This is a genomic window from Paracoccus cavernae (genome assembly GCF_042430175.1).
GTDB lineage: Bacteria > Pseudomonadota > Alphaproteobacteria > Rhodobacterales > Rhodobacteraceae > Paracoccus > Paracoccus cavernae.
Genome location: NZ_JBHMDZ010000049.1, coordinates 238,371 through 260,239, shown reverse-complemented (window position 1 = coordinate 260,239; position 21,869 = coordinate 238,371). Strand labels below are relative to the sequence as shown.

The following is a 21,869-nucleotide window of genomic DNA, read 5'->3' as shown; positions in this document are numbered from 1 at the left end:
CCTTTTGCACAAAGGCGAAATTCCCGCTTTCGTGCTAAGATATCCCTGTTATCGCAACCACCCTGCGCAGCTTTGTTGCGCAGGGTTTAGCTATGGCGTAATAAAGCTGCCATAGGCGAGGGGATACTATGGTATACAAAGACATCTACGACGGTTGGAAAGCCGATCCCGAGGGCTTCTGGATGCAGGCCGCCAAGGCTATCGACTGGATCCGCCCACCCTCGAAAGCGCTTTTCGACGAGAATGCGCCGATCTACGAATGGTTCTCGGACGCTTTGGTCAATACCTGCTGGAATGCGGTCGACCGCCATGTCGAGGCCGGTCGCGGCGACCAGCTCGCGCTGATCCATGCCTCGCCCGTTACCCATACGACCAAGGGCGTCACCTATCGCGACCTGCGTGACCATGTCGCCGAGATCGCGGGCGGCCTGTTGGCCAAAGGCGTCAAGAAGGGCGACCGCGTCATCATCTACATGCCGATGATCCCGCAAGCGGTCGAAGCAATGCTGGCCTGCGCGCGCATCGGCGCGGTCCATTCGGTGGTTTTCGGCGGCTTTGCCGCAAAGGAACTCGCCGTCCGCATCGAGGATTGCAAGCCCAAGGCGATCATCGCGGCCTCTGCGGGGATCGAGCCGGGCCGTATCGTCCACTACAAGCCGCTTCTCGATCAGGCGATCGAACTGTCCAGTCACAAGCCCGATTTCTGCGTCATCTACCAGCGCGAGCAGGAAATCAGCGAGCTGATTCCCGGCCGCGACTATGCCTGGCACAGCTTCCGCTTCGGCGTCGAGCCCGCCGAATGCGTGCCGGTCGAGGGCAACCACCCCGCCTATATCCTCTACACCTCGGGCACGACCGGCCAGCCCAAAGGCGTGATCCGCCATACCGCCGGCCATCTCGTCGCGCTGAGCTGGACGGTCAAGAACATCTACAACATCGATGCGGGTGACCGCTTCTGGACGGCCTCGGATGTGGGTTGGGTCGTCGGGCACAGCTATATCGCCTACGGCCCGCTGATCGCGGGGGCGACCTCGATCATCTACGAGGGCAAGCCGGTCGGCACACCCGATGCGGGGATGTTCTGGCAGGTGATCCAGAACCATAAGGTGAAAAGCTTCTTTACCGCCCCCACCGCCTTGCGCGCGATCCGCCGCGAGGATCCCGAGGGCGAATTCATCAGGGAATACAATCTCTCCAAGCTGCAGGCCGTCTTTCTGGCGGGCGAGCGCGCCGATCCCGAGACCATCGCTTGGGCCGAAAAGCATCTCAAGGTGCCGGTGATCGACCATTGGTGGCAGACCGAATCAGGCTGGCCCATCGCCGCGAACCCCTTCGGGATCGAGCTTTTGCCGGTCAAACCGGGCAGCCCGACCCTGCCGATGCCGGGCTATGACGTTCAGGTTCTCGACGACGAGGGCCAGCCGCTTCCCGCAGGAGAGCTGGGCGCGATCGCGATCAAGCTGCCCCTCCCCCCCGGCACTCTGCCGGGCCTGTGGCAGGCCGAGGACCGCTTCCGCAAAAGCTATCTCGAGAAGTTCCCCGGCTATTACGAGACGGGCGACGCGGGCTATATCGACGGGGACGGCTATGTCTACATCATGGCGCGCACCGACGACGTGATCAACGTCGCGGGCCACCGGCTGTCGACCGGCGCGATGGAGGAGATCCTCGCCGCCCATCCCGATGTCGCCGAAGCGGCGGTGATCGGCGCGGCGGACCAGCTCAAGGGCCAGATGCCGGTCGGTTTCATGATCCTCAAGAAAGGATCGAGCAAGCCGCATGACCAGATCGTCAAAGAGGTCGTCGCCCTGGTGCGCGAGCGGATCGGTCCGGTTGCCGCCTTCAAATCGGCAGTCGTGGTCGATCGTTTGCCCAAGACCCGTTCGGGAAAAATCCTGCGCGCGACCATGGCGAAGATCGCGGATGGCGAGGATGTGGTTGCCCCCGCAACCATCGACGACCCCGCGATCCTCGACGAGATCCGGCAAGCGCTCGGCACCATCGGCTATGGCCCGCGTTAAGGGGGGCTTCGCCGTCAGGGACTTTGCCCCGCCAAAACAAAAGGCGCCCTCTGGGGCGCCTTTTCCATTCGCAATCATTGGCTCCGATCAGGAGATCGTCGCGCCCAGACGCTGCATCAGCGGCAGGAAGTCAGGGAAAGAGGTCATGATCGGGCTGCCGTCGTCGACGCTCACCGGCTGCTCCGATGCCAGACCGGCGATCAGGAAGGACATGGCGATGCGGTGGTCAAGATGGGTCACGGCTTCGGCCCCGCCCTTGAGGCCGCCAGTGCCGTGAACGGTCATGGTGTCCTCGGTGTCCTCGACATGGGCACCATTGGCGCGCAGACCGACGGCCATCGCCTCGATCCGGTCGCTTTCCTTGACGCGCAGCTCGGCCACGCCGTTCATCACGGTCGGACCTTCGGCGAAACAGGCGATGACCGAGAGGATCGGGAATTCGTCGATCATGCTCGCGGCGCGATCGGCCGGAACGCTGACGCCTTTGAGGGGGCCGTGACGGACGACGAGATCCGCGACCGGCTCGCCGCCCTCCTCGCGGGTGTTTTCAAAGGTGATGTCCGCGCCCATTTCCAAAAGCGTGACGTAAAGCCCGTCGCGCGTCGGGTTGCGGCTGACGCCCGGCACGCGGATTTCCGAACCCGGAACGATCAGCGCGGCGGCGACGGGGAAAGCTGCGCTTGACGGGTCGCGCGGCACGGCGACGCTTTGCGCGCGCAGCTCGGGGCGGCCCTTCAGCGTGATGACATGGCCTTCGGCGGTGACTTCGGTACGGATATCGGCGCCAAAGCCCGTGAACATGCGCTCGGTATGGTCGCGCGTCGCCTCGGCCTCGATCACGACGGTTTCACCCGGCGCATTGAGACCGGCGAACAGGATCGCGGATTTGATCTGCGCGCTGGCGACCGGCGTCTTGTAGCGCACCGGAACCGGATCGGTCGTGCCCTTGATGGTGACCGGCAGACGGCCGCCCTCGCGCGCGGTGATTTCCGAACCGAAGAGCGCCAGCGGATCGGTCACCCGCGCCATCGGACGGCGGGAAAGGCTCGCGTCGCCGGTGAAGGTCGTGGTGATCGGGGTCGTGGCCATCGCCCCCATGATCAGGCGCACGCCGGTGCCGGAATTGCCGCAATCGATGACGCCTTCAGGCTCGGAGAAGCCGCCGACGCCGACGCCGTGGACCGTCCATGCGCCCTCGCCCGTACGGGTGACGGTCGCACCGAAAGCGCGCATCGCCTTGGCGGTATCGATGACATCCTCGCCTTCGAGAAGGCCGGTGATTGTGGTTTCACCCACCGCCAGCGCGCCGAGGATCAGCGCGCGGTGGCTGATCGACTTGTCGCCCGGAACGGCGGCCTCGCCCGTCAAAGCGCCCGATTTATGGGCGGTCATGGGCTTGGGTTCAGCGGAATGGGACATGGCGCGGCCTCTCAAAAGACATCGGATGGGGTCAGGCGTCGTTGCGGCGGAAGGTGACGTAATGGGGCACGCGGCCCTCGCGCAGCGCCTTCTGCTCGTAGCGGGTGGAAATCCAGTCCTCCCACGGCTCGCCACCCTCGCGGATCAGCGTGAAGCCTGCGGGCGGCACCTCTTCGAGGGTCTGGCGGATATAGTCGGGAATATCGCTCGCGACGCGGAATTCCGCACCGGGTTTCAGGACACGGGCAAGCGGGATCAAATGCTCGGGCGTGACGAAGCGGCGACGGTGGTGGCGCGCTTTCGGCCAGGGATCGGGGTAGTTCAGGAAAGCTTTGTCGATCGAGGCCGCAGGCAAGACATCCATCATGTCGCGCGCATCACCGGCGTGGACGCTGACGTTTTCGACGCCCGCCGCGCGGATCTTGCCCAAAAGCATCGCCACGCCGTTGATGAAGGGCTCGCAGCCGATCACGCCGACGTCGGGGTAGCGCGCGGCCATATGGACCATGTGCTCTCCCCCGCCGAAACCAACCTCGAGCCAGACCGGACGGGCATCGCCAAAGATGCTTTCCGGCGTCACGGTCAGACGCTCGGGGTTCTGTTCGATGGTGATACCTTGCGGAGCCAGATCGCCAAGATCCTCGGACAGATAGCCCTTCTGGCTCTGTCTGAGGGTCTTGCCGTGGCGGCGTCCGTAAAAGTTGCGACGCGGGGGGGCTGGATCGAATTCGCTCATATGCGGGCTTTGCCCGCCTCGCGCGAAAAGGTCAAGCGACCCCGCATCGGGACTTATTCGGCAGCCAGTCGACTGATGACGACCGTGACTTCGGGTTTCTTGCCGATCTCTTCCATCGAGACCTGACGGGTGATCTTGCGGATCGCTTCTTCAAGGCGTTTGTCGCTTTGCGCGGTGGCATTGTCGGCACGCTCGAGGAACTCCGACAGCTCGGCCTCGATGTGATCGGCAAGCGGCACACCGGCGCGGCCGCGCTCGGGCAGGCCCATGGTTTCGACCAAAGCATCGGGCAGAAGCCCGTCATCCTCGTCCACGATGATCGAGACGATGGCATGGCCGTTCAGCGCCATGCGGATACGGTCGCGCACCACGCCGTCCATCGCGCCGATCAGGACCGAGCCGTCCAGATAGATGCGGCTCGCCTCGATCCGCTCGACCACGACCGGCAATTCGCCGGTGATGTCGACCATCGTGCCGTTGGTCGCGATGATCGAGGCCAAGCCCTTGTTGGCGGCAATCGTCGCATGTTCGCGAAGGTGCATGTGTTCGCCGTGCATCGGGATGACGATGCGCGGCTTCAGGAGCTCGTGGACGGCCTCGATATCGGGGCGGTTGGCATGGCCCGAGACGTGATAGGTGCCGTCGTCGGCGTCAAAGACATCGACGCCCATTTCCGAAAACGCGTTCATGATGCGGATCACGCCGCGCTCGTTGCCTGGAATGGTACGCGAGCTGAACAGGAAGCTGTCGCCTTCCTTGAGCTGGAGGCCGAGATAGCGCCCGCGCGACAGCTGCGCCGAGGCCGCGCGACGTTCGCCCTGCGAGCCGGTGACGATCAGCATGACCTTTTCGCGCGGCAGATCGGCAGCCTCTTCGGGGCTGATCGTGCCGGGGAAGCCCTTGAGAATGCCGGTTTCCTGCGCGGTGCTGACCATGCGGCGCATGGCGCGGCCCAACAGGCAGACCTTGCGACCGGCCGCCACACCGGCCTCGGCCAGAGTTTTCAGACGCGCGATGTTCGAGGCAAATGTCGTCGCGACGACGAGGTTCTTCTGCGAGGTCACGAAGTCGAGGATCGGATTGGCGAGGATCGCCTCCGAGCGGCCCGGCAAGGGGCTGAAAATATTGGTGGAATCGCAGGTCAGAACCTTGATGCCGTTGCCTTCATTGGCGATCTGGTGCCAGACGACCGGATCGAAGGCCTCGCCCACGATCGGGGTGCCGTCGAGCTTGAAATCGCCGGTATGGATGATGCGGCCTGCGGGCGTATCAATGATCAGCGCGGCACTTTCGGGGATCGAATGGCTGATCGGCACGAACTGGACCGCGAAAGGTCCGGCCTGAACCACGGCCGGACGGGCCTCGTGGATCTGGATGACATCGGCGGGCTGGCCCTGCTCTTCCATCTTGTGCGCGGCAAGCGCTCCGGTAAAGCGGCGGCAGTGGATCGGCGCCTTGATGCGCGACCACAGATGGCCCAGAGCACCGATATGGTCCTCGTGCGCATGGGTGATGAAGATCCCTTCGATCCGGTCGCGGTTGGCTTCGAGCCAGGCGACATCGGCCATGATGAGATCGATGCCCGGCGCACCGTCCATGTCGCCGAAGGTCACGCCGAGGTCGACCACGATCAGCCGCTCGGCTCCGGGTCGGCCATAGCCATAGACATAGGCATTCATACCGATTTCACCGGCGCCACCGAGGGGCAGATAGATCAGGCGGTCAGACATTCCCGGCCTCTTTGTTAAAGTCATAAATCAAGCGGAGACCATGCATCGTCAGGTCTTCCTCTACGGCATCGAACAGGTCAAATCCCTGATCAAATAGCGGCGCTAGGCCACCAGTTGCAATGATCTTCATCGCGACGCCACGCTCTGCGCGGATTCTGCCGACGATGCCTTCGACAAGGCCAATATAGCCCCAATAGATGCCCGATTGGATACAGGCGATTGTATTCGTCCCGATCACATGCGCGGGCATGGTCACATCGACATGCGGCAGCGAGGCCGCGCCCATGTGCAAAGCCTCGAGCGAGAGGTTCACACCGGGCGAGATCACGCCACCGATATAGGCCCCGTCCTCGGCCACAACGTCGAAGGTTGTCGCGGTGCCGAAGTCGACCACGATCAGATCGGGGCCGTGGCGGTTGAAGGCGCCAACGGTATTGACCAGACGGTCCGGCCCGATCACCGTGCCCTCGTCGACGCGGGGCGCGACGGGCAACAGGCATTCGGGCTTGCCCACGACCAGAGGCCGCGTGTCGAAATAGCGGTTGCACAGCACGCGCAGGTTGAAGACCACGCGCGGCGCGGTCGAGCTGATGATGCAGGCCGTGATGTCGAGTTCGAATTTCTGCACCGTCATCAGCGTCGAGAGCCAGACGAAATATTCGTCGGCCGTGCGCCGGTGATCGGTCGAGATGCGCCATTGCGCCAGCAGGCGCTCGCCCTCGAAAATGCCGAAAACCGTATTGGTATTGCCGGTATCGATACAGAGAAGCATCAGCTTTCTCCCTGAAAGAAGACATCGGCGGCGGGAATGGCCACGCGCCCCTCGGGGGCCCTCAGGACAAGCGCGCCGCTCTCGTCGATCCCCTCGAAGACGCCCTGACGTTCCGTCGTGCCGGTGCGCGCGATGATCACCTCGCCAAGACGCGCGGCGCGGTCGAGCCAGGCGTTGCGGATGGGCGCGAAACCATAGGTTTCGAGCCGCTCCTGCCATTGCGCGAATGCGGGGGCGAGCAGATCGAGGAAATCTTCGGGCGGCACGAGAAAGCCGCTCTCGCCGAAGACGGAAACGGGCAGAACCGCGCCTGCCTCGACCCGATCGGGGGTCGGCGCCGCGGCGAGGTTGACGCCGATGCCGACGGCCACCGCCGGATCGCCCGCGCCGGTGCCGCTGCTTTCAAGCAAAATGCCCGCAACCTTGCCGCCGTTCAGCAGCACGTCGTTGGGCCATTTGATCGCAATCTGGACGGAGGGGCCGCAGGCCTGCGCCAAAGCGTCATGAAGCGCCAGCGCGGCAACGAAGGAAAGCTGCGCGGCAACGGTGATCCCGCCCTTGGGGCGGGTCACCAGCGTTGCCGCGAAATTGCCCTCGGGCATGACCCAGCCGCGGCCGCGACGGCCGCGACCCGAGGTTTGCCGGTGGGTCAAAAGCCAGAGCGGGCCGCTCAGCTCGGGCGCAAGGCGCAGGCCCTCGGCATTGGTGCTGGGACTGCTCGCCACCACCTGCCGCGCGACGCCTTGCGGCCAGATGCCGCCGGTCGTGCCCTCACTCAACAGCGTGGGACTCGGCTTCTGCCGGCACCTGATTGGCTGCGGCGGGCTCACCCGCCGGAGCAGCAGTTTCAGCCGCCGGAAGCACATCGGCCGCCAGCGATTGCGCGGCGCGGGCTGCGGCTTGCTCGACCCCGAAGCTCGAGACCGAACCGGCCAGCGTCAGTGCCGCCGCGACCAGCAGCGCGCCATATTGGACGGTGCTCATCTTGCTGGTGACCGCCTCGCCCTCTTCGCCGAAATAGACGTAGTAGACGATGCGCAGATAGTAGAAGGCACCGATCACGGAAGAGACCACGCCGAGCACGGCCAGCCAGCCCATGTCCGCGTCGACCGCCGCTTTCAGCACGCCGAATTTCGCGAAGAAACCCAGCATCGGCGGAACGCCCGCGAGGCTGAACATCAAGATCAGCAGCGCCATCGCCTTGAGCGGCGAGACTTTCGCGAACTGGTTCAGCGCTTTCAGATCGGTAACCGGAACGCCGTCGCGCTGCATCGACATGATGAAGGCGAAAGTGCCGACGTTCATGATCGTGTAGATGGTCATGTAGATCAGCATCGCCTGCACCCCGTAGACGGTGCCGGCAGCGAGGCCGATCATCGCAAAGCCCATATGCGCGATCGAGGAATAGGCCATCAGGCGTTTGACGTTGGTCTGGCCGATACCCGCGATGGAGCCGAGGAACATCGACATCACGGCGAGCGCCGCGATGATCTGGCCCCAGTCGCCCGGCACATGGCCGAAGGCTTCGAACAGGACGCGCGCGATCAGCGACATCGCCGCCACTTTCGGCGCGGTGGCGAAGAAAGCGGTGACCGGCGTCGGCGAGCCCTCGTAGACGTCGGGCGTCCACATGTGGAAGGGAACCGCCGAGATCTTGAATGCCAGACCGACCAGCACGAAGACCAAGCCGAAGAGAAGGCCCAAGGGCAGCGCGCCGGCCTCGATCGTGCCGAGGATGCCTGCGAAATTGGTCGTGCCCGAGAAGCCGTAGATCAGCGAGCAGCCGTAAAGCAGCAGGCCCGAAGACAGGGCGCCGAGGACGAAATACTTCAGACCGGCCTCGGAGGAGCGCGTGCTGTCGCGACGGATCGCAGCGACGACGTAAAGCGCCAGAGATTGCAGCTCGAGCCCGATATAGAGCGTCAGCAAATCGCCTGCCGAGATCATGAACATCATGCCGACAACGGCGAGAACGATCAGGATCGGCAGTTCGAAGCGCAACAGCCCGTGCTCGGAAAGGTAGTCGGCGCTCATCGCGAGGACGGCAGCCGCGCCCACCAGCACGACGATTTTCGCGAAACGGGCGAATGCGTCATCGATGAACATCATGTGGAAGGCGGTTCCGTCGGCCTGATCGCCAAAGCCGATCATGGCGGCAACCGCCAGCAATGCGACAACCGTCGCCCAAAGGATCGGGCGCGCGATCTTGTCTTTGCCCAGATAGGCCCCCGCCATCAGCGCCGCCAGCGCGAAGATGGCCAGCGTCACCTCGGGGAGGACGGTTGAGAAATCGAGCGATGTCATATCCGCCCCCCTTAGTGGCTTGCTTCGGCCGTTGCCGCCGCGGGCGCGGCAGGCTGGCTTGCGTTATAGTCATTGATCAGCGCGGTCACGGCCGGACCGGTGATATCGGTCACCGCGCGCGGGTAGATGCCGAGGATCAGCGTCATTGCGACCAGCGGCACAAAGATCCAGCGCTCGCGCGGAGTCATGTCGGTGATGGTCTTGAGACCTTCCTTGACCAGCGCGCCGAAAGTCACACGGCGGTAAAGCCAGAGCGCATAGGAAGCCGACAGGATCACGCCCGAAGTGGCGACCAGCGCGACCCAGGTATTGACCTTGAAGGCCCCGAGCAGCGTCAGGAATTCGCCGACAAAGCCCGAAGTCCCCGGCAGGCCGACGTTGGCCATGGTGAAGAACATGAAGATCAGCGCGTATTTCGGCATCCGGTTGACCAGACCGCCGTAGGCGTCGATCTCGCGGGTATGCATGCGGTCATAGACAACGCCGACAGCAAGGAAGAGCGCGCCCGAGATGAAACCATGCGAGAGCATCTGGAAGATCGCGCCGTCGACGCCGGGCTGGTTCACGGCAAAAATGCCGAGCGTGACATAGCCCATATGCGCGACCGACGAATAGGCGATCAGCTTTTTCATATCGCTTTGGACCAGCGCGACCAGCGAGGTATAGACGATCGCGATCGCCGAGAGCCAGAAGATATAGGGTTGGGCCACGCCGCTCGCGACGGGGAACATCGGGATCGAGAAGCGCAGGAAGCCGTAGCCGCCCATCTTCAGTAAGATCGCCGCCAGTACGACCGAACCGGCGGTCGGAGCCTGAACGTGGGCATCGGGCAACCAGGTGTGGACCGGCCACATCGGCATCTTGACCGCGAAGCTCGCGAAGAAGGCCAGGAACAGCAGCATCTGCGTGCCGCCGACCAGAGTGACGCCGAGTAGGCGGTAGCTCTCGGACGGGAAGTCGAAGGCGAGAAGCGTCGGAATGTCGGTGGTGCCCGCCATGCGGTACATCGCGACCATCGCCACCAGCATCAGCACCGAGCCGAGGAAAGTATAGAGGAAGAACTTGAACGAGGCGTAAATTCGGTTCGCGCCGCCCCAGATCCCGATCATCAGGAACATCGGGATCAGACCCGCCTCGAAGAAGAGGTAGAAGAGCACCAGATCAAGCGCGGTGAAGACGCCGATCATCAGCCCCTCGAGCACGAGGAAGGTGATCATATATTCCTTCACGCGCTTCTCGACCGTCCAGGTGGACAGGATGGTCAGCGGCATGAGGAAGGTCGTCAGCATCACGAAAAGAACCGAGATCCCGTCGACGCCCATCTTGTAGTTGAGGCCCATGATCCACGGGCGCTCCTCGACGAACTGGAAGCCGGTATTGGCCGGATCGAAACCGAACAGCACCAGAAGCGAGATGGCGAAGGTCGCGGTGGTCGCGATCAGCGCCAGCCATTTGGCATTGCGGCCGGCCGCTTCGTCATTGCCGCGCAGGAAAAGCGCGAGAATGGCCGCGGAAACGATCGGCAGGAAGGTAATGATGGAAAGAAGGTTCGTCATATCAGTGCGCGCCCCGCATCATCACCCAGATCAGCAAGCCTACGATGCCCAAAACCATCGCAAAGGCGTAGTGGAAGACATAGCCGGACTGGATCCGGCCGGCGGCGCGGGTCAGGCGGGGGATAAGCCCCATCGCCACGCCGTTGATCGTGCCGTCGATGACCTTGCCGTCGCCTTCCTTCCACAGGAATTTGCCGAGCCAAAGTGCGGGCCGCACGATGAGGAAGTTGTAGATCTCGTCGAAGTACCATTTGTTCAGCAGGAACTGGTAAAGGCCGTGCTGCTGCTTCGCGAGCGCCTTGGGGGCGTTGGGGCTGCGGATATAGAAGACCCAAGCCATGAACAGACCGACCAGCATCGCGATGAAGGGCGAGACCTTCACCCATTTCGGGGCGTGGTGCGCTTCGTCGAGGATGTGGTTGTCGGGATGCATGTAGATCGCACCACGCGACGGCGCCGGAACCGCGGTATTGACGCCCGCACCTTCGGTTGCTGCGGCATCGTTTGCCGGGGCCTCTGCGGTCACGGCCTCTGCCGGAGCTTCTGCCGCCGTTTCAGCATGGGTCGCGACCGGAGCGTCGGCTGCATGGCTGGCCGGAGCTGCGGCGCCTGCCGCTGCATGTTCGCCCGATGCGGTGATGCCGAAGAACTCTTCGACCGCGTGATGGTCGCCGAAGAAGGGCTTGTAGAAGACCATCCCCGAGAAGATCGCGCCCACAGCCAGAACGGCCAGCGGGATCGTCATGATCGGGGGGCTCTCGTGGGCATGTTCATGCGCGTGATGATCGCCGCGCTCTTTGCCCCAGAAGGTGAGGAACATCAGGCGCCACGAATAGAAGCTGGTCAGACAGGCCGCGATCACCAGCATGGCAAAGGCGTAATTGCTGCCGGCCCATGCGCTTTCGATCACGGCGTCTTTCGACAGGAAGCCCGCAAAACCGATCGTGGTCAGCGGAATGCCGACGCCGGTGATGGCCAGCGTGCCGATGAACATCGCCCAGAAGGTCAGCGGGATCTTTTTGCGCAGGTTGCCGTAATTGCGCAGGTCCTGCTCGTGGTGCATCGCATGGATGACCGAGCCCGCGCCAAGGAACAGCATCGCCTTGAAGAAAGCATGGGTCAGCAGGTGGAACATGGCGACCGAATAGGCACCAAGTCCGGCTGCGACGAACATGTAGCCGAGCTGCGAACAGGTCGAATAGGCGATGACGCGTTTGATGTCGTTCTGGACCAGACCGACGGTCGCCGCGAAGAAAGCGGTGGTCGCGCCGATGATGACGATAAAGGCTTGCGTGTCGGGCGCGAATTCGTAAAGCGGCGACATGCGGCAGACCAGGAAGACACCCGCGGTCACCATGGTCGCGGCGTGGATCAGGGCCGAAACAGGCGTCGGGCCTTCCATCGCGTCGGGCAACCAGGTGTGCAGGAACAGCTGGGCCGATTTGCCCATCGCACCGACAAACAGCAGGAATGCGAGCAGGTTCGCGGCATTCCAGTCACGCCAGAGGAAATGGACCTCGGTCTGCGCGATTTGCGGAACCTGCGCGAAGATCGCGTCGAAGCTGATCGATCCGGTCAGCCAGAACAGACCGAAGATCCCCAGAAGGAAGCCGAAGTCGCCGACACGGTTGACGATGAAAGCTTTCATCGCGGCCGCGCCCGCCGACTGCTTCTTGTAGTAGAAACCGATCAGCAAATACGAGGCGACGCCCACGCCTTCCCAGCCGAAGAACATCTGGAGCAGGTTGTCGGCCGTCACCAGCATCAGCATGGTGAAGGTGAAGAACGAGAGATAGGCGAAGAAACGCGCCTTGTAGTGCTCGTCATGGGTCCAGTTGTCGTCATGGGCCATATAGCCCATCGAATACATATGGACGAGCGCCGAAACGGTCGTGACCACGACCAGCATGATCGCCGTCAGCCGGTCCAGACGGATCGACCATTCCGAGACGAAATCGCCGGTAACGATCCAGTCAAGGACCGGCACATGCCGCGTCTCGCCGTCGAAACCGATAAAGATGACCCAGGACAGGATGCAGCACAAAAACAGCACGCCCGTCGTCAGATATTGCGCGGCTTTCTCGCCGATGACGCGCCAGCCGAAGCCGGCGATCAGGGCCGCGACCAGCGGAGCAAAGAGAACGATCTTTTCCATGCTGGCTTAACCTTTCATCACGTTCACGTCTTCCACCTCGATGGTGCCGCGGTTGCGGAAGAAGACGACAAGGATCGCCAGTCCGATCGCGGCTTCAGCCGCGGCGACTGTCAGGACGAAGATCGTGAAGACCTGCCCCGCCAAATCCCCGAGATGGGTCGAGAAGGCGACGAAGTTGATATTGACCGACAGAAGGACCAGCTCGATCGACATCAGGATGACGATCACGTTCTTGCGGTTGACGAAGATGCCGAAGATGCCGGTGACGAACAAGATCGCCCCCACGACAAGGTAATGCGTCAAACTGATCATCTCGTGTCCCTCGGTTTGCTTTGCGGCAGATCGGCTGCCAGCGGCTGTGCGGAGCGGTGCATCAAAGGCCCTGCCCCGGCTTGACGTCCTTGAGTTCCATCGTCTTGGCCGGATCGCGCCACATCTGCTCCAGCACGTTCTGGCGCTTGATGTCGCGGCGGTGGCGCATGGTCAGAACGATCGCCCCGATCATCGCGACCAGCAGGACGAGGCCCGCAAGTTGGAAGATCAGCAGGTAGCGGTCGTAGATGATCATGCCCAGACCATGGGTGTTCTGTACCGATTCAATGATCGGGGCGGCGCGCAGGCTTGCGGCCTGATCCGAAACCGTCCAGCCCGAAACCGCGATGCCGAGCTGCGCGATCATCACGACCGCAATCACGATGCCCAGAGGCAGCGAATTCGCCAGCTCTCCGCGCAATTTGGCGAAATCGATGTCGAGCATCATCACCACGAAGAGGAAAAGTACCGCGACCGCACCGACATAGACGACGACCAGCAGCATCGCGACGAATTCCGCGCCTTGCAGAACGAAGAGTCCCGCCGCCGAGAAAAATGCCAAAATGAGCCACAGCACCGAATGGACCGGACTGCGCGACATCACCACCATGAAGCCCGAGACGCAGACGCAGATCGCGAACAGGTAAAAGGCAAAGGCTATCATTCTTCGTTCTCCTCGGAGAAAACGCCCTGGGCGATTTCCAGCGCCTTCTGCATCGCGGGCAGACCGGCGAACATGCTCATCTGATAGATCACCTCGGCGATCTCTCGTTTGGTTGCACCGGCCTCCAGCGCGTGGCGGATGGTCAGGCGCATCTGCGGCTCGGCGAGCGAGCCCTGAACCGTCAGGGCCGCAACCGTCACCAACAGGCGGGTGCGGGCATCAAGCCCGTCCCGGTTGAACGTCTTGCCAAACCACATTTCGAGCATGTCCGCCGGCATGACCGGCATCATCTTCTCGAAGGCGCGCATGTCGAGATCCTCGAGCGCCGGATTGAAGGCGCGCGCCATCTCCTGGCCCTGCTGGACCATCTGCGCGAAAAGTTTGGTGAATGCGTCGCTCATCTGTAAGGCGCGTCCAGGCTGAGGTTGCGGGCAATCTCGGCTTCCCAGCGGGCCCCGTTATCGAGCAGCTTGTCCTTGTTGTAGAACAGCTCCTCGCGGGTCTCGGTGGAATATTCGAAATTCGGGCCTTCGACGATTGCATCGACGGGGCAAGCTTCCTGACAGAAGCCGCAGAAGATGCATTTCGTCATGTCGATGTCGTAGCGCGTGGTGCGGCGCGAGCCGTCCTCGCGCGGTTCGGCGTCAATCGTAATCGCCTGGGCGGGGCAAACCGCCTCGCAGAGTTTGCAGGCGATGCAGCGCTCTTCGCCGTTGGGATAGCGGCGCAACGCATGCTCGCCGCGAAAACGCGGGCTGAGCGGTCCCTTTTCATGGGGATAGTTCAGCGTGGGTTTGGGCGAAAAGAAGTACCGCATCCCAAGGCCGAAGCCTTTGATGAAGTCCCACATCAGGAAGTATTTTGTCGCCCGGGCGAAGTCGATTGCCATTGCTTTTACCGATGCTGGGGAGCTGCGAAACGATCCATCGCGGCGACATATTCGCGCACGCGCGCGCTGTCGATCGCGTGATCATGGGGCTCCAGGTTATTGGCAAGAAAATGCGCCAGTTCGATTTTGTCTTCTTCTCTGGCCGAAGCCAGGAGTTCCGCGATCTTGTTCGAATAAGCCATTTTTACACTCCTGCCCAACGGGCCCAGAAACCACCAAAGACTTCGAAACGTGCAAGGAAGGCAACCAGAACGACCCAACCGAGCGAAAGCGGAAGGAAGACTTTCCAGCCGATCCGCATGAGCTGGTCGTAGCGGTAACGCGGCACGATTGCCTTGACCATCGAGAACATGAAGAACCACATCCACATCTTGATCACCATCCACCACCAGCCGTCGGCGATGAAGGGCACGGGCGAGAGCCAGCCGCCGAAGAACAGCAGCGAAAGCAGCGCGCACATCAGGTACATGGCGATGTATTCACCGGCCATGAACAGCAGATAGGGCGTCGAGGAATATTCGGTCATGAAGCCTGCAACCAGCTCGGACTCCGCTTCGGCAAGGTCGAAGGGCGGGCGGTTGGTTTCGGCCAGAGCCGAGATGAAGAACAGGATGACCATCGGGAAGTGCGGCAGGAAGTACCAGTTCAGCAGGCCGTAATCGCCACGCTGCGCCTCGACGATCGCGGTCAGGTTCATCGAGCCGGTCGAGATGATGATCCCGATGATGATGAGCCCCAGCGAGACCTCGTAGGAGATCATCTGCGCCGCGGCGCGAATCGCCGACAGGAACGGGTATTTCGAGTTCGAGGCCCAGCCGCCCATGATCACGCCGTAAACCTCGAGCGAGGAAGCGGCGAAGATGAACAGGATGCCGACGTTGATGTTCGCCATGACCCAGCCCTCGTCGAAGGGAATGGCCACGAAGGCGAAAAGCGCAAGGACCATCGACAGGAACGGCGCGAGGAAGAAGACGAATTTGTCCGCCCCGGCCGGAATGACGATTTCCTTGAAGACGTATTTCATCGCATCCGCGAAGGTCTGGAACAGCCCCCAGGGACCGACGACGTTCGGGCCGCGACGCATCTGGACCGCAGCCCAGATCTTGCGGTCGCCGTAAACCATATACACGAGCGACATCATCACGAAGGCGATGATCGCCAGACCCTGAAGCAACAGGATCAACGCGTGACCCAGGTACGATGACCAGAAACCTGCCATGATCTTCTGTCCCTTCGCTTATGTCGCGGGAATGCCGCGATCCTTGCATGCCTGCAAGGTCTCGTCTGATTTCATTACTCTCAGCCCCATAGGCTGATGATCGGAAAGGGTAAAGTACGCCCCGATCTGTAGCTCGCCGTTGCGCTTTTCCTGGTCGGTCATGATGTGGCGTGCGTAATGTTTTCCGTTCGCCTCGGCCCAACCAGCGAGTGCGCATGTGGCATAGGCGAAGGCCGTGTCGGCGTCCACCCCCCGCTTTAGGTTGGCATTCACCTTGACCATGTCGCGCGATTTTCCGGCGCTGTCTTTCAGCCCTTCCACGCTCACGCCGCGGAAGAGTTCGGGCTCGGCCTCGTAGTTTTTCTTCAGCGCAGGCAGCATCGGCTGCGTGCGGGCGCGGAACTCGGCCAGAGCCAGTTCCTGCGCGGTCGGCTTTTTCTTGACCGGCCCGAGATCGCCCATTGCGGCGAAATTCAGGCCGAGATTGTCGTTGAGCATCATCAGATCGGCCTCGGAGACCGCGGCGAATGCGTCGACAGAGTCGCCCTCGAGATCCATTTCCGTCACCGAGCCGTCGGGCTCGAGAATCTGGATATCGCCCGATTTGGTCGAGATCCGGGCACGGCTGAGTTTGCCCTTGCCCGGATTGTCGTTCATCGGCTGGACGAAATTGACCACCAAAGCGTCCGGCTTCGGCCGCGGGCGATCCTTTTCGCCCTGGGTCGCGCAGCCGGCCAGCACGGCCGTCACGGTCGTCAGCAAGATCAAGGCGCGGCCGCTTGGACGCATGGGGTTACTCCGCTGCAAGAGGCTGCGCGTGGCGCGCAGCGGCCTGTGCCGACAATTCGCCCATCAGCGGCGAAGAGCGGGCAATCGGGTTGGTCAGGTAGAAGTCGCGCACGGCGTAACGGAAGCCCGTATCGCCACGGCCCATGTCGCGCAGCTCGAGCGCCTGCCATTCGTTGGCAGGCACCTGCCCGACCGCGCCGAGATGCGGATGGGCGGCAACCAGCGCGCGGCGCAGGGCTGCAAGGCTGTCCCAAGGCTGGGTCGCACCCAGCTCGGCCGAAAGCGCGCGCAGGATCGCCCAGTTTTCCTTGCCCTCGCCCGGCGCGAAATTCGCGCGCAGCGCCAGCTGCGGACGGCCTTCGGTATTGACGAAAAGGCCGCTCTCTTCGGTATAGCAAGCGCCCGGCAGGATCAGATCGGCACGATGCGCACCGCGATCGCCGTGGCTGCCCTGATAGATCACGAATGCACCGGCAGCGATTTCGACCTCGTCGGCACCGAGGTTGTAGACAACCTCCGCACCCTCGATCGCGGCCGCCAGACCGCCCTCGGTCACAGCGCCGACATCCATCGCACCGACGCGGCTTGCGGCGGCATGCAGGACCAGCAGTTTGGAATTGGTCTTTTCGGCAAAGGCCATCGCATGGGCCAGCACCGCCTCGCCATCCGCCTCGCGAATCGCGCCCTGACCGACGATGACCAGCGAATTGTCGGCGCGGGTCGCGTCATCGACCGGATAGCCGAGCAATTCGACCAGAGCGGCGCGGTCGGTGCCGATATGGGTGTAGTCATAGGTCAGATCGACCGGCTCGCCGAGCAGACCCACGGCCGCGCCGTTGATCCATGCCTTGCGGATGCGCGCGTTCAGGACCGGCGCCTCGTTGCGCGGATCGGTACCGATCAGGCAGATGTGCTTGGCGCTGTCGATATCGGCGATCGTCGCCGTACCGACATAGGCCGAGCGGTTCCCCGCCGGCAGGCGCGCGCCGTCCGTGCGGCATTCCACCGAGCCGCCCAGACCTTCGACCAGCTGCTTGAGGCTGAAAGCAGCCTCGACCGGCGCAAGATCACCGATCAGGCCGAGAACCTTGCGGCCCTTCATCGCGCGGGCGGCCGTTTCCAGCGCCTCGGGCCAAGTTGCCGGACGCAGCTTGCCGTTCTCGCGGATATAGGGCTTGTCGAGACGCTGGCGGCGCAGACCGTCCCAGACGAAGCGGGTCTTGTCGGAAATCCATTCCTCGTTCACGTCGTCATTGTTGCGCGGCAGAATGCGCATGACTTCGCGACCTTTGGTATCGACGCGGATATTGCTGCCGAGCGCATCCATCACGTCGATGGTTTCGGTCTTGGTCAGCTCCCACGGGCGGGCAGTGAAAGCATAGGGCTTGGAGACCAGCGCACCGACGGGGCAAAGGTCGATGATATTGCCCTGAAGGTTCGAATCGAGCGTCTCGTTTAGATAGGAGGTGATCTCGCTGTCTTCACCACGGCCGGTCTGGCCCATCTGGCTGATGCCCGCGACTTCGGTCGTAAAGCGCACGCAGCGGGTGCAGGAGATGCAGCGGGTCATATGGGTCTCGACCAGCGGGCCGAGGTTCAGATCCTCCGAGGCGCGCTTGGGCTCGCGGTAGCGCGAGAAATCGACGCCGTAGGCCATCGCCTGGTCCTGCAGGTCGCATTCGCCGCCCTGATCGCAGATCGGACAATCGAGCGGGTGGTTGATCAGCAGGAATTCCATCACCCCTTCGCGCGCCTTGCGCACCATGGGCGAGTTGGTCTTGACCTCGGAGGGCGCGCCTTCGGGACCGGGACGCAGATCCTTGACCTGCATGGCGCAGGAGGCGGCGGGCTTCGGCGGGCCGCCGACGACCTCGACCAGACACATGCGGCAGTTGCCCGCAATCGACAGGCGCTCGTGATAGCAAAAGCGCGGAACCTCGACACCGGCCAGTTCGCAGGCCTGAATCAGGGTCATATTGGGATCGACCTCGATGATCTTGTCGTCGATCTTGATCTTGCGAAGTTCGCTCATCTGCCTGTCCTTTGCCTCAGTCCACGCGGACGAAGGATTTGAAATCATAGACGTCCCGACGGCCCTGAACGCGCAGGACGGTCGTCATTGCGGGCTGGCCGCGCTGGAAGGTCACAGTGGCCTCGGTCGCGGCCGAAGGCGTGAAGCGCGCGGTCCGGTTCGAGGTCACAAGGTAGCGCGTCCCGTCGGGAAGCGCGCAGGTAATATCGGCGCTGGAAGCCTTGCCGGTCACGCGCAGCACGGGCTTTCCGGCCAGATCGCGCGTGGCTTTGCTGCGCACCCCCTCGCCCGAGGCCGCGCAGCTCAGATCGGCCGGCGCGAACATGTCGAAATTGAGGATGAACTTCTCGGCCGTGGGCGTGAAGGGACCGGCGAGAGCCGCCCCCGACAGCACTGCTCCCGCCACAGGGGCGAGAAGGCCTGCCGCGGTGATCCGAGCGCGCCGCGTCATTTCTTCACCAGAAAGGTTGCGATATAGGATTTGCTGGCGAATTCCTGATCGCCGATCGCGCAGAAGCTTTGCGCATCGCCCTTTTTCGCGCCCTTGCGCTTGAGGTAATCCTCGGCGACCGCATAGATGCGCTTCTTGTCTTCCTTGCTGTCGAGGAAAGCGTCGATCTGCGCCTCGCTATAGCCCTTGCCGAGCGCATAGCGTTTGAGCGCGCGCGCCTGACCCCAAGCATAAACCATCCGCGCGCCGTAAGTCGGGCATTCGCGACGGACTCGGTCGGCAATCCGCGCGGCAATCAGCCGGTCGTTGATGTATTTTTCCTGACTGAGCGGCGCCTGCTGAGCAAAAGCGGGAACAGCGACCAGTGTGCTCGCGGCGACAGCCGCGGCAAAAAGGGTTTTCATCACAGACATGGTGGTTTTCTCCCTTGATGACGAAGCAGCCGTTCTAGCACGAATGCCGTCCGATTGCCCGACACGGAAGGCTGAAGCCTTACGGGAAACCGCGCGCAGCAATGCGGTGATCGGGACCGAAAGGCCCCGTCCCGCTTTGCCGTAACCGCTTGCCCGCAAAGCCATGAGGATTACTCCGCCGCCATGGCGCCCATGCGCCCGGTGCGTTTGGCCTTGATGCGGTCCTCGATTTCCTCGCGGAAGTTGCGGATCAACCCCTGGATCGGCCATGCGGCAGCGTCGCCCAAAGCACAGATCGTGTGACCCTCGACCTGTTTGGTCACGTCGAAGAGCATGTCGATTTCCTCGACCTCGGCTTCGCCGCGCACCAGACGGTCCATGACGCGCATCATCCAGCCCGTGCCTTCGCGGCAGGGCGTGCACTGGCCGCAGCTCTCGTGCTTGAAGAAGGCCGACAGGCGCCAGATCGCTTTGATGATGTCGGTGGATTGATCCATCACGATCATGCAGGCGGTCCCGAAGGAGGAGCGCAGCTCGCGCATGCCGTCATAGTCCATGATGGCGTTTTCGCACTGCTCGGCGGTCAGCACGGGGCAGGATGCGCCGCCGGGGATAACCGCCTTGAGGTTTTTCCAGCCGCCGCGAACGCCGCCGCCGTGTTTCTCGATCAGCTCGCGCATCGGGATCGACATCGCTTCTTCGACGACGCAGGGCGTGTTGATATGGCCGGTCATGCCGAACAGCTTGATGCCCGCATTGTTGGGACGCCCGAACGAGGCGAACCATTCCGGACCGCGACGCAGGATCGTCGGCACAACCGCGATCGATTCGACGTTGTTCACCGTGGTCGGGCAACCGTAAAGCCCCGCGCCCGCCGGGAACGGCGGCTTCATGCGCGGCATGCCCTTTTTGCCCTCGAGGCTTTCGAGCAGCGCGGTTTCTTCGCCGCAGATATAGGCGCCCGCGCCATGCGAGAGGAACAGATCGAAATCCCAGCCCGAACCCGCCGCATTGCGGCCCAGAAGGCCCGCGTCATAGCATTCGTCGATCGCCGCCTGAAGCGCCTCGCGCTCGCGGATGAACTCGCCACGGATATAGATATACGAGGTATGCGCGCCCATGGCGAAGCTCGCGATCAGCGCGCCTTCGATCAGCGTATGGGGATCGTGACGCATGATCTCGCGGTCCTTGCAGGTCGCGGGTTCGGATTCGTCGGCGTTGATCACCAGATAGGACGGGCGACCGTCCGATTCCTTGGGCATGAAGGACCATTTCAGGCCGGTCGGGAAACCCGCGCCACCACGGCCGCGCAGTCCCGATGCCTTCATTTCTTCGACGATCTTGTCGCGACCGCGCGCGAGAATCGCGGCGGTGCCGTCCCAGTGGCCGCGCTTCTTCGCTCCGGCAAGGCTGCGATCGCCCATGCCATAGAGGTTCGTAAAGATCCGGTCCTGATCATTCAGCATTTACGTCGTCATCCTTATCGCTGTGACGACGCATTGCGCCGCCGCCAGATCCGCCAGGTCACCAGAAGCGACCAGATCATTGCTGCAATTGCCGCCAGATCGGCGAGAAAAGCAAATCTTGCCGGCAGGTCGTAATGCCCGCCAATCCATTGAAATCCGAGCCACAGCAGCATGGCCGCCGCAATGACGAAACCGGCCAGACGCATCTGGATCGCGTCCTTGCGCTGGAGATCGTCCTGCGTGTTTTTGGGGCGGCGATCAGCCATGAGCGCCCTCCGCCAGTTTTCGCGCCTGCCCGACCCAGTCATCCGCCTCGATCCTTGCGCCGAGACGGCCCAAACGGCCGGCAAAACCGGTCACGTCCTCTTTGTTCCAAGCCGCGATATCGGCAAAATGCGCGACACCTTCGGCAAGCAACAATTCTGCGGTCTTGGGCCCGATGCCGGTGATCTTGGTCAGATCGTCGGCCTTGCCTTTCGCAGCGCGCTTGGACGCGGCTTTTTTCGGCGCGGGTTTGGTCGATGCAGCTTGGTCGGCCGGGGTTTTTTCCGTTGCGGCTGCCGCCGGAGCAGGCTGTGCTGCAGCCTGTGCAACGAGCGGCGCTTCTGCCGGTGCGGCCGGCGGCGCTTCGACCGTCTGAGTCCGGACCTCGGGCTGAACCGTCGGGGCCAACTCGGAACGGGACGCAAGCGTCTCCGCGGCTTCGATCAGGCCTGCATCATCGTCGAAAGGCTCGGAGACCGAGCCACTGGTCAGCCAGACCAGCAAACCGCCCAGCAAAGCGAAGGTCACCACCCCGAGGAAAAGGCCGGCCAGCCAATGCAGATCGCCCAGACCGGAAACGAACAGCAGAACGACGAGGCCGAAAATGGCCCCGACGATCCAATTGCTCCTGACGCAGTCCGACTGTTGCATCATCCGTTTCGCCTCCCCCGCCGAAG

General features: G+C 62.8%; 22 protein-coding genes. 1 reads left to right on the top strand and 21 read right to left on the bottom strand.

Annotated features, from left to right (window positions below; all coding sequences use genetic code 11):
• Window positions 1–128 precede the first annotated feature (128 nt).
• Window positions 129–2,021 carry a propionyl-CoA synthetase gene (locus ACFFUC_RS19060; protein ID WP_377688509.1) on the top strand — a complete coding sequence of 631 codons (1,893 nt, stop codon included), beginning with the start codon at window positions 129–131 and terminating at the stop codon, window positions 2,019–2,021.
• An 87-nt stretch (window positions 2,022–2,108) separates the two neighbouring features.
• Here the strand turns inward: ACFFUC_RS19060 and aroA are convergent, their stop codons facing one another.
• The 21 genes from aroA to ACFFUC_RS18955 all read right to left on the bottom strand — a co-directional run bounded on the left by aroA (window position 2,109) and on the right by ACFFUC_RS18955 (window position 21,846).
• Window positions 2,109–3,440, bottom strand: a complete 1,332-nt coding sequence (gene aroA, locus ACFFUC_RS19055; protein WP_377688508.1) for a 3-phosphoshikimate 1-carboxyvinyltransferase — start codon at window positions 3,438–3,440, stop codon at window positions 2,109–2,111.
• 31 nt (window positions 3,441–3,471) lie between these two features.
• Entirely contained in the window at window positions 3,472–4,176 is a 705-nt protein-coding gene (gene trmB, locus ACFFUC_RS19050; protein ID WP_377688507.1) for a tRNA (guanine(46)-N(7))-methyltransferase TrmB, read from the bottom strand.
• 53 nt (window positions 4,177–4,229) lie between these two features.
• Entirely contained in the window at window positions 4,230–5,906 is a 1,677-nt protein-coding gene (locus ACFFUC_RS19045; RefSeq protein WP_377688506.1) for a ribonuclease J, read from the bottom strand.
• The gene (locus ACFFUC_RS19040) at window positions 5,899–6,678 is read right to left on the bottom strand and encodes a type III pantothenate kinase (RefSeq protein WP_377688505.1); all 780 of its coding nucleotides are present in this window, start codon (window positions 6,676–6,678) and stop codon (window positions 5,899–5,901) included. Before ACFFUC_RS19040 ends, ACFFUC_RS19045 begins: the two co-directional genes overlap by 8 nt.
• Window positions 6,678–7,457 carry a biotin--[acetyl-CoA-carboxylase] ligase gene (locus tag ACFFUC_RS19035; protein WP_377688504.1) on the bottom strand — a complete coding sequence of 260 codons (780 nt, stop codon included), beginning with the start codon at window positions 7,455–7,457 and terminating at the stop codon, window positions 6,678–6,680. The genes ACFFUC_RS19040 and ACFFUC_RS19035 overlap by 1 nt, the downstream gene beginning before the upstream one ends.
• Window positions 7,450–8,982 (bottom strand): NADH-quinone oxidoreductase subunit NuoN, encoded by a 1,533-nt coding sequence (nuoN, locus tag ACFFUC_RS19030; protein WP_377688503.1) that lies wholly within the window; start codon window positions 8,980–8,982, stop codon window positions 7,450–7,452. The genes ACFFUC_RS19035 and nuoN overlap by 8 nt, the downstream gene beginning before the upstream one ends.
• Window positions 8,983–8,993: 11 nt before the next feature.
• Entirely contained in the window at window positions 8,994–10,538 is a 1,545-nt protein-coding gene (locus ACFFUC_RS19025) for an NADH-quinone oxidoreductase subunit M (protein WP_377688502.1), read from the bottom strand.
• A 1-nt stretch (window position 10,539) separates the two neighbouring features.
• Entirely contained in the window at window positions 10,540–12,693 is a 2,154-nt protein-coding gene (gene nuoL / locus ACFFUC_RS19020; RefSeq protein WP_377688501.1) for an NADH-quinone oxidoreductase subunit L, read from the bottom strand.
• A gap of 6 nt (window positions 12,694–12,699) precedes the next feature.
• Window positions 12,700–13,005 (bottom strand): NADH-quinone oxidoreductase subunit NuoK, encoded by a 306-nt coding sequence (nuoK, locus tag ACFFUC_RS19015; RefSeq protein WP_377688500.1) that lies wholly within the window; start codon window positions 13,003–13,005, stop codon window positions 12,700–12,702.
• A 61-nt stretch (window positions 13,006–13,066) separates the two neighbouring features.
• A complete protein-coding gene (locus ACFFUC_RS19010; protein ID WP_377688499.1) occupies window positions 13,067–13,669 on the bottom strand; it encodes an NADH-quinone oxidoreductase subunit J in 603 nt (200 codons plus the stop codon).
• Entirely contained in the window at window positions 13,666–14,070 is a 405-nt protein-coding gene (locus ACFFUC_RS19005) for a carboxymuconolactone decarboxylase family protein (RefSeq protein ID WP_377688498.1), read from the bottom strand. The genes ACFFUC_RS19010 and ACFFUC_RS19005 overlap by 4 nt, the downstream gene beginning before the upstream one ends.
• Window positions 14,067–14,558 (bottom strand): NADH-quinone oxidoreductase subunit NuoI, encoded by a 492-nt coding sequence (nuoI, locus tag ACFFUC_RS19000; protein WP_377688497.1) that lies wholly within the window; start codon window positions 14,556–14,558, stop codon window positions 14,067–14,069. The genes ACFFUC_RS19005 and nuoI overlap by 4 nt, the downstream gene beginning before the upstream one ends.
• A 5-nt stretch (window positions 14,559–14,563) precedes the next feature.
• Window positions 14,564–14,740: a hypothetical protein gene (locus ACFFUC_RS18995; RefSeq protein ID WP_377688496.1), complete on the bottom strand. Its 177-nt coding sequence runs from the start codon at window positions 14,738–14,740 to the stop codon at window positions 14,564–14,566.
• Window positions 14,741–14,742: 2 nt separating this feature from the next.
• Entirely contained in the window at window positions 14,743–15,777 is a 1,035-nt protein-coding gene (gene nuoH / locus ACFFUC_RS18990; RefSeq protein ID WP_377688495.1) for an NADH-quinone oxidoreductase subunit NuoH, read from the bottom strand.
• A gap of 18 nt (window positions 15,778–15,795) precedes the next feature.
• The gene (locus ACFFUC_RS18985; RefSeq protein WP_377688494.1) at window positions 15,796–16,566 is read right to left on the bottom strand and encodes a YNQ4 family lipoprotein; all 771 of its coding nucleotides are present in this window, start codon (window positions 16,564–16,566) and stop codon (window positions 15,796–15,798) included.
• Between the two features lie 4 nt (window positions 16,567–16,570).
• Window positions 16,571–18,598: an NADH-quinone oxidoreductase subunit NuoG gene (gene nuoG / locus ACFFUC_RS18980; RefSeq protein ID WP_377688493.1), complete on the bottom strand. Its 2,028-nt coding sequence runs from the start codon at window positions 18,596–18,598 to the stop codon at window positions 16,571–16,573.
• Window positions 18,599–18,614: 16 nt separating this feature from the next.
• Window positions 18,615–19,049 carry a hypothetical protein gene (locus ACFFUC_RS18975; protein WP_377688492.1) on the bottom strand — a complete coding sequence of 145 codons (435 nt, stop codon included), beginning with the start codon at window positions 19,047–19,049 and terminating at the stop codon, window positions 18,615–18,617.
• A complete protein-coding gene (locus ACFFUC_RS18970; protein WP_377688491.1) occupies window positions 19,046–19,462 on the bottom strand; it encodes a DUF5333 domain-containing protein in 417 nt (138 codons plus the stop codon). Before ACFFUC_RS18970 ends, ACFFUC_RS18975 begins: the two co-directional genes overlap by 4 nt.
• Window positions 19,463–19,632: 170 nt before the next feature.
• Window positions 19,633–20,928 carry an NADH-quinone oxidoreductase subunit NuoF gene (gene nuoF / locus ACFFUC_RS18965; RefSeq protein WP_377688490.1) on the bottom strand — a complete coding sequence of 432 codons (1,296 nt, stop codon included), beginning with the start codon at window positions 20,926–20,928 and terminating at the stop codon, window positions 19,633–19,635.
• A 14-nt stretch (window positions 20,929–20,942) separates the two neighbouring features.
• Window positions 20,943–21,194 (bottom strand): DUF5337 domain-containing protein, encoded by a 252-nt coding sequence (locus ACFFUC_RS18960; protein WP_377688489.1) that lies wholly within the window; start codon window positions 21,192–21,194, stop codon window positions 20,943–20,945.
• Complete coding sequence (locus tag ACFFUC_RS18955; RefSeq protein WP_377688488.1) at window positions 21,187–21,846, bottom strand: helix-hairpin-helix domain-containing protein; 660 nt, start codon at window positions 21,844–21,846, stop codon at window positions 21,187–21,189. Before ACFFUC_RS18955 ends, ACFFUC_RS18960 begins: the two co-directional genes overlap by 8 nt.
• Window positions 21,847–21,869: the final 23 nt, after the last annotated feature.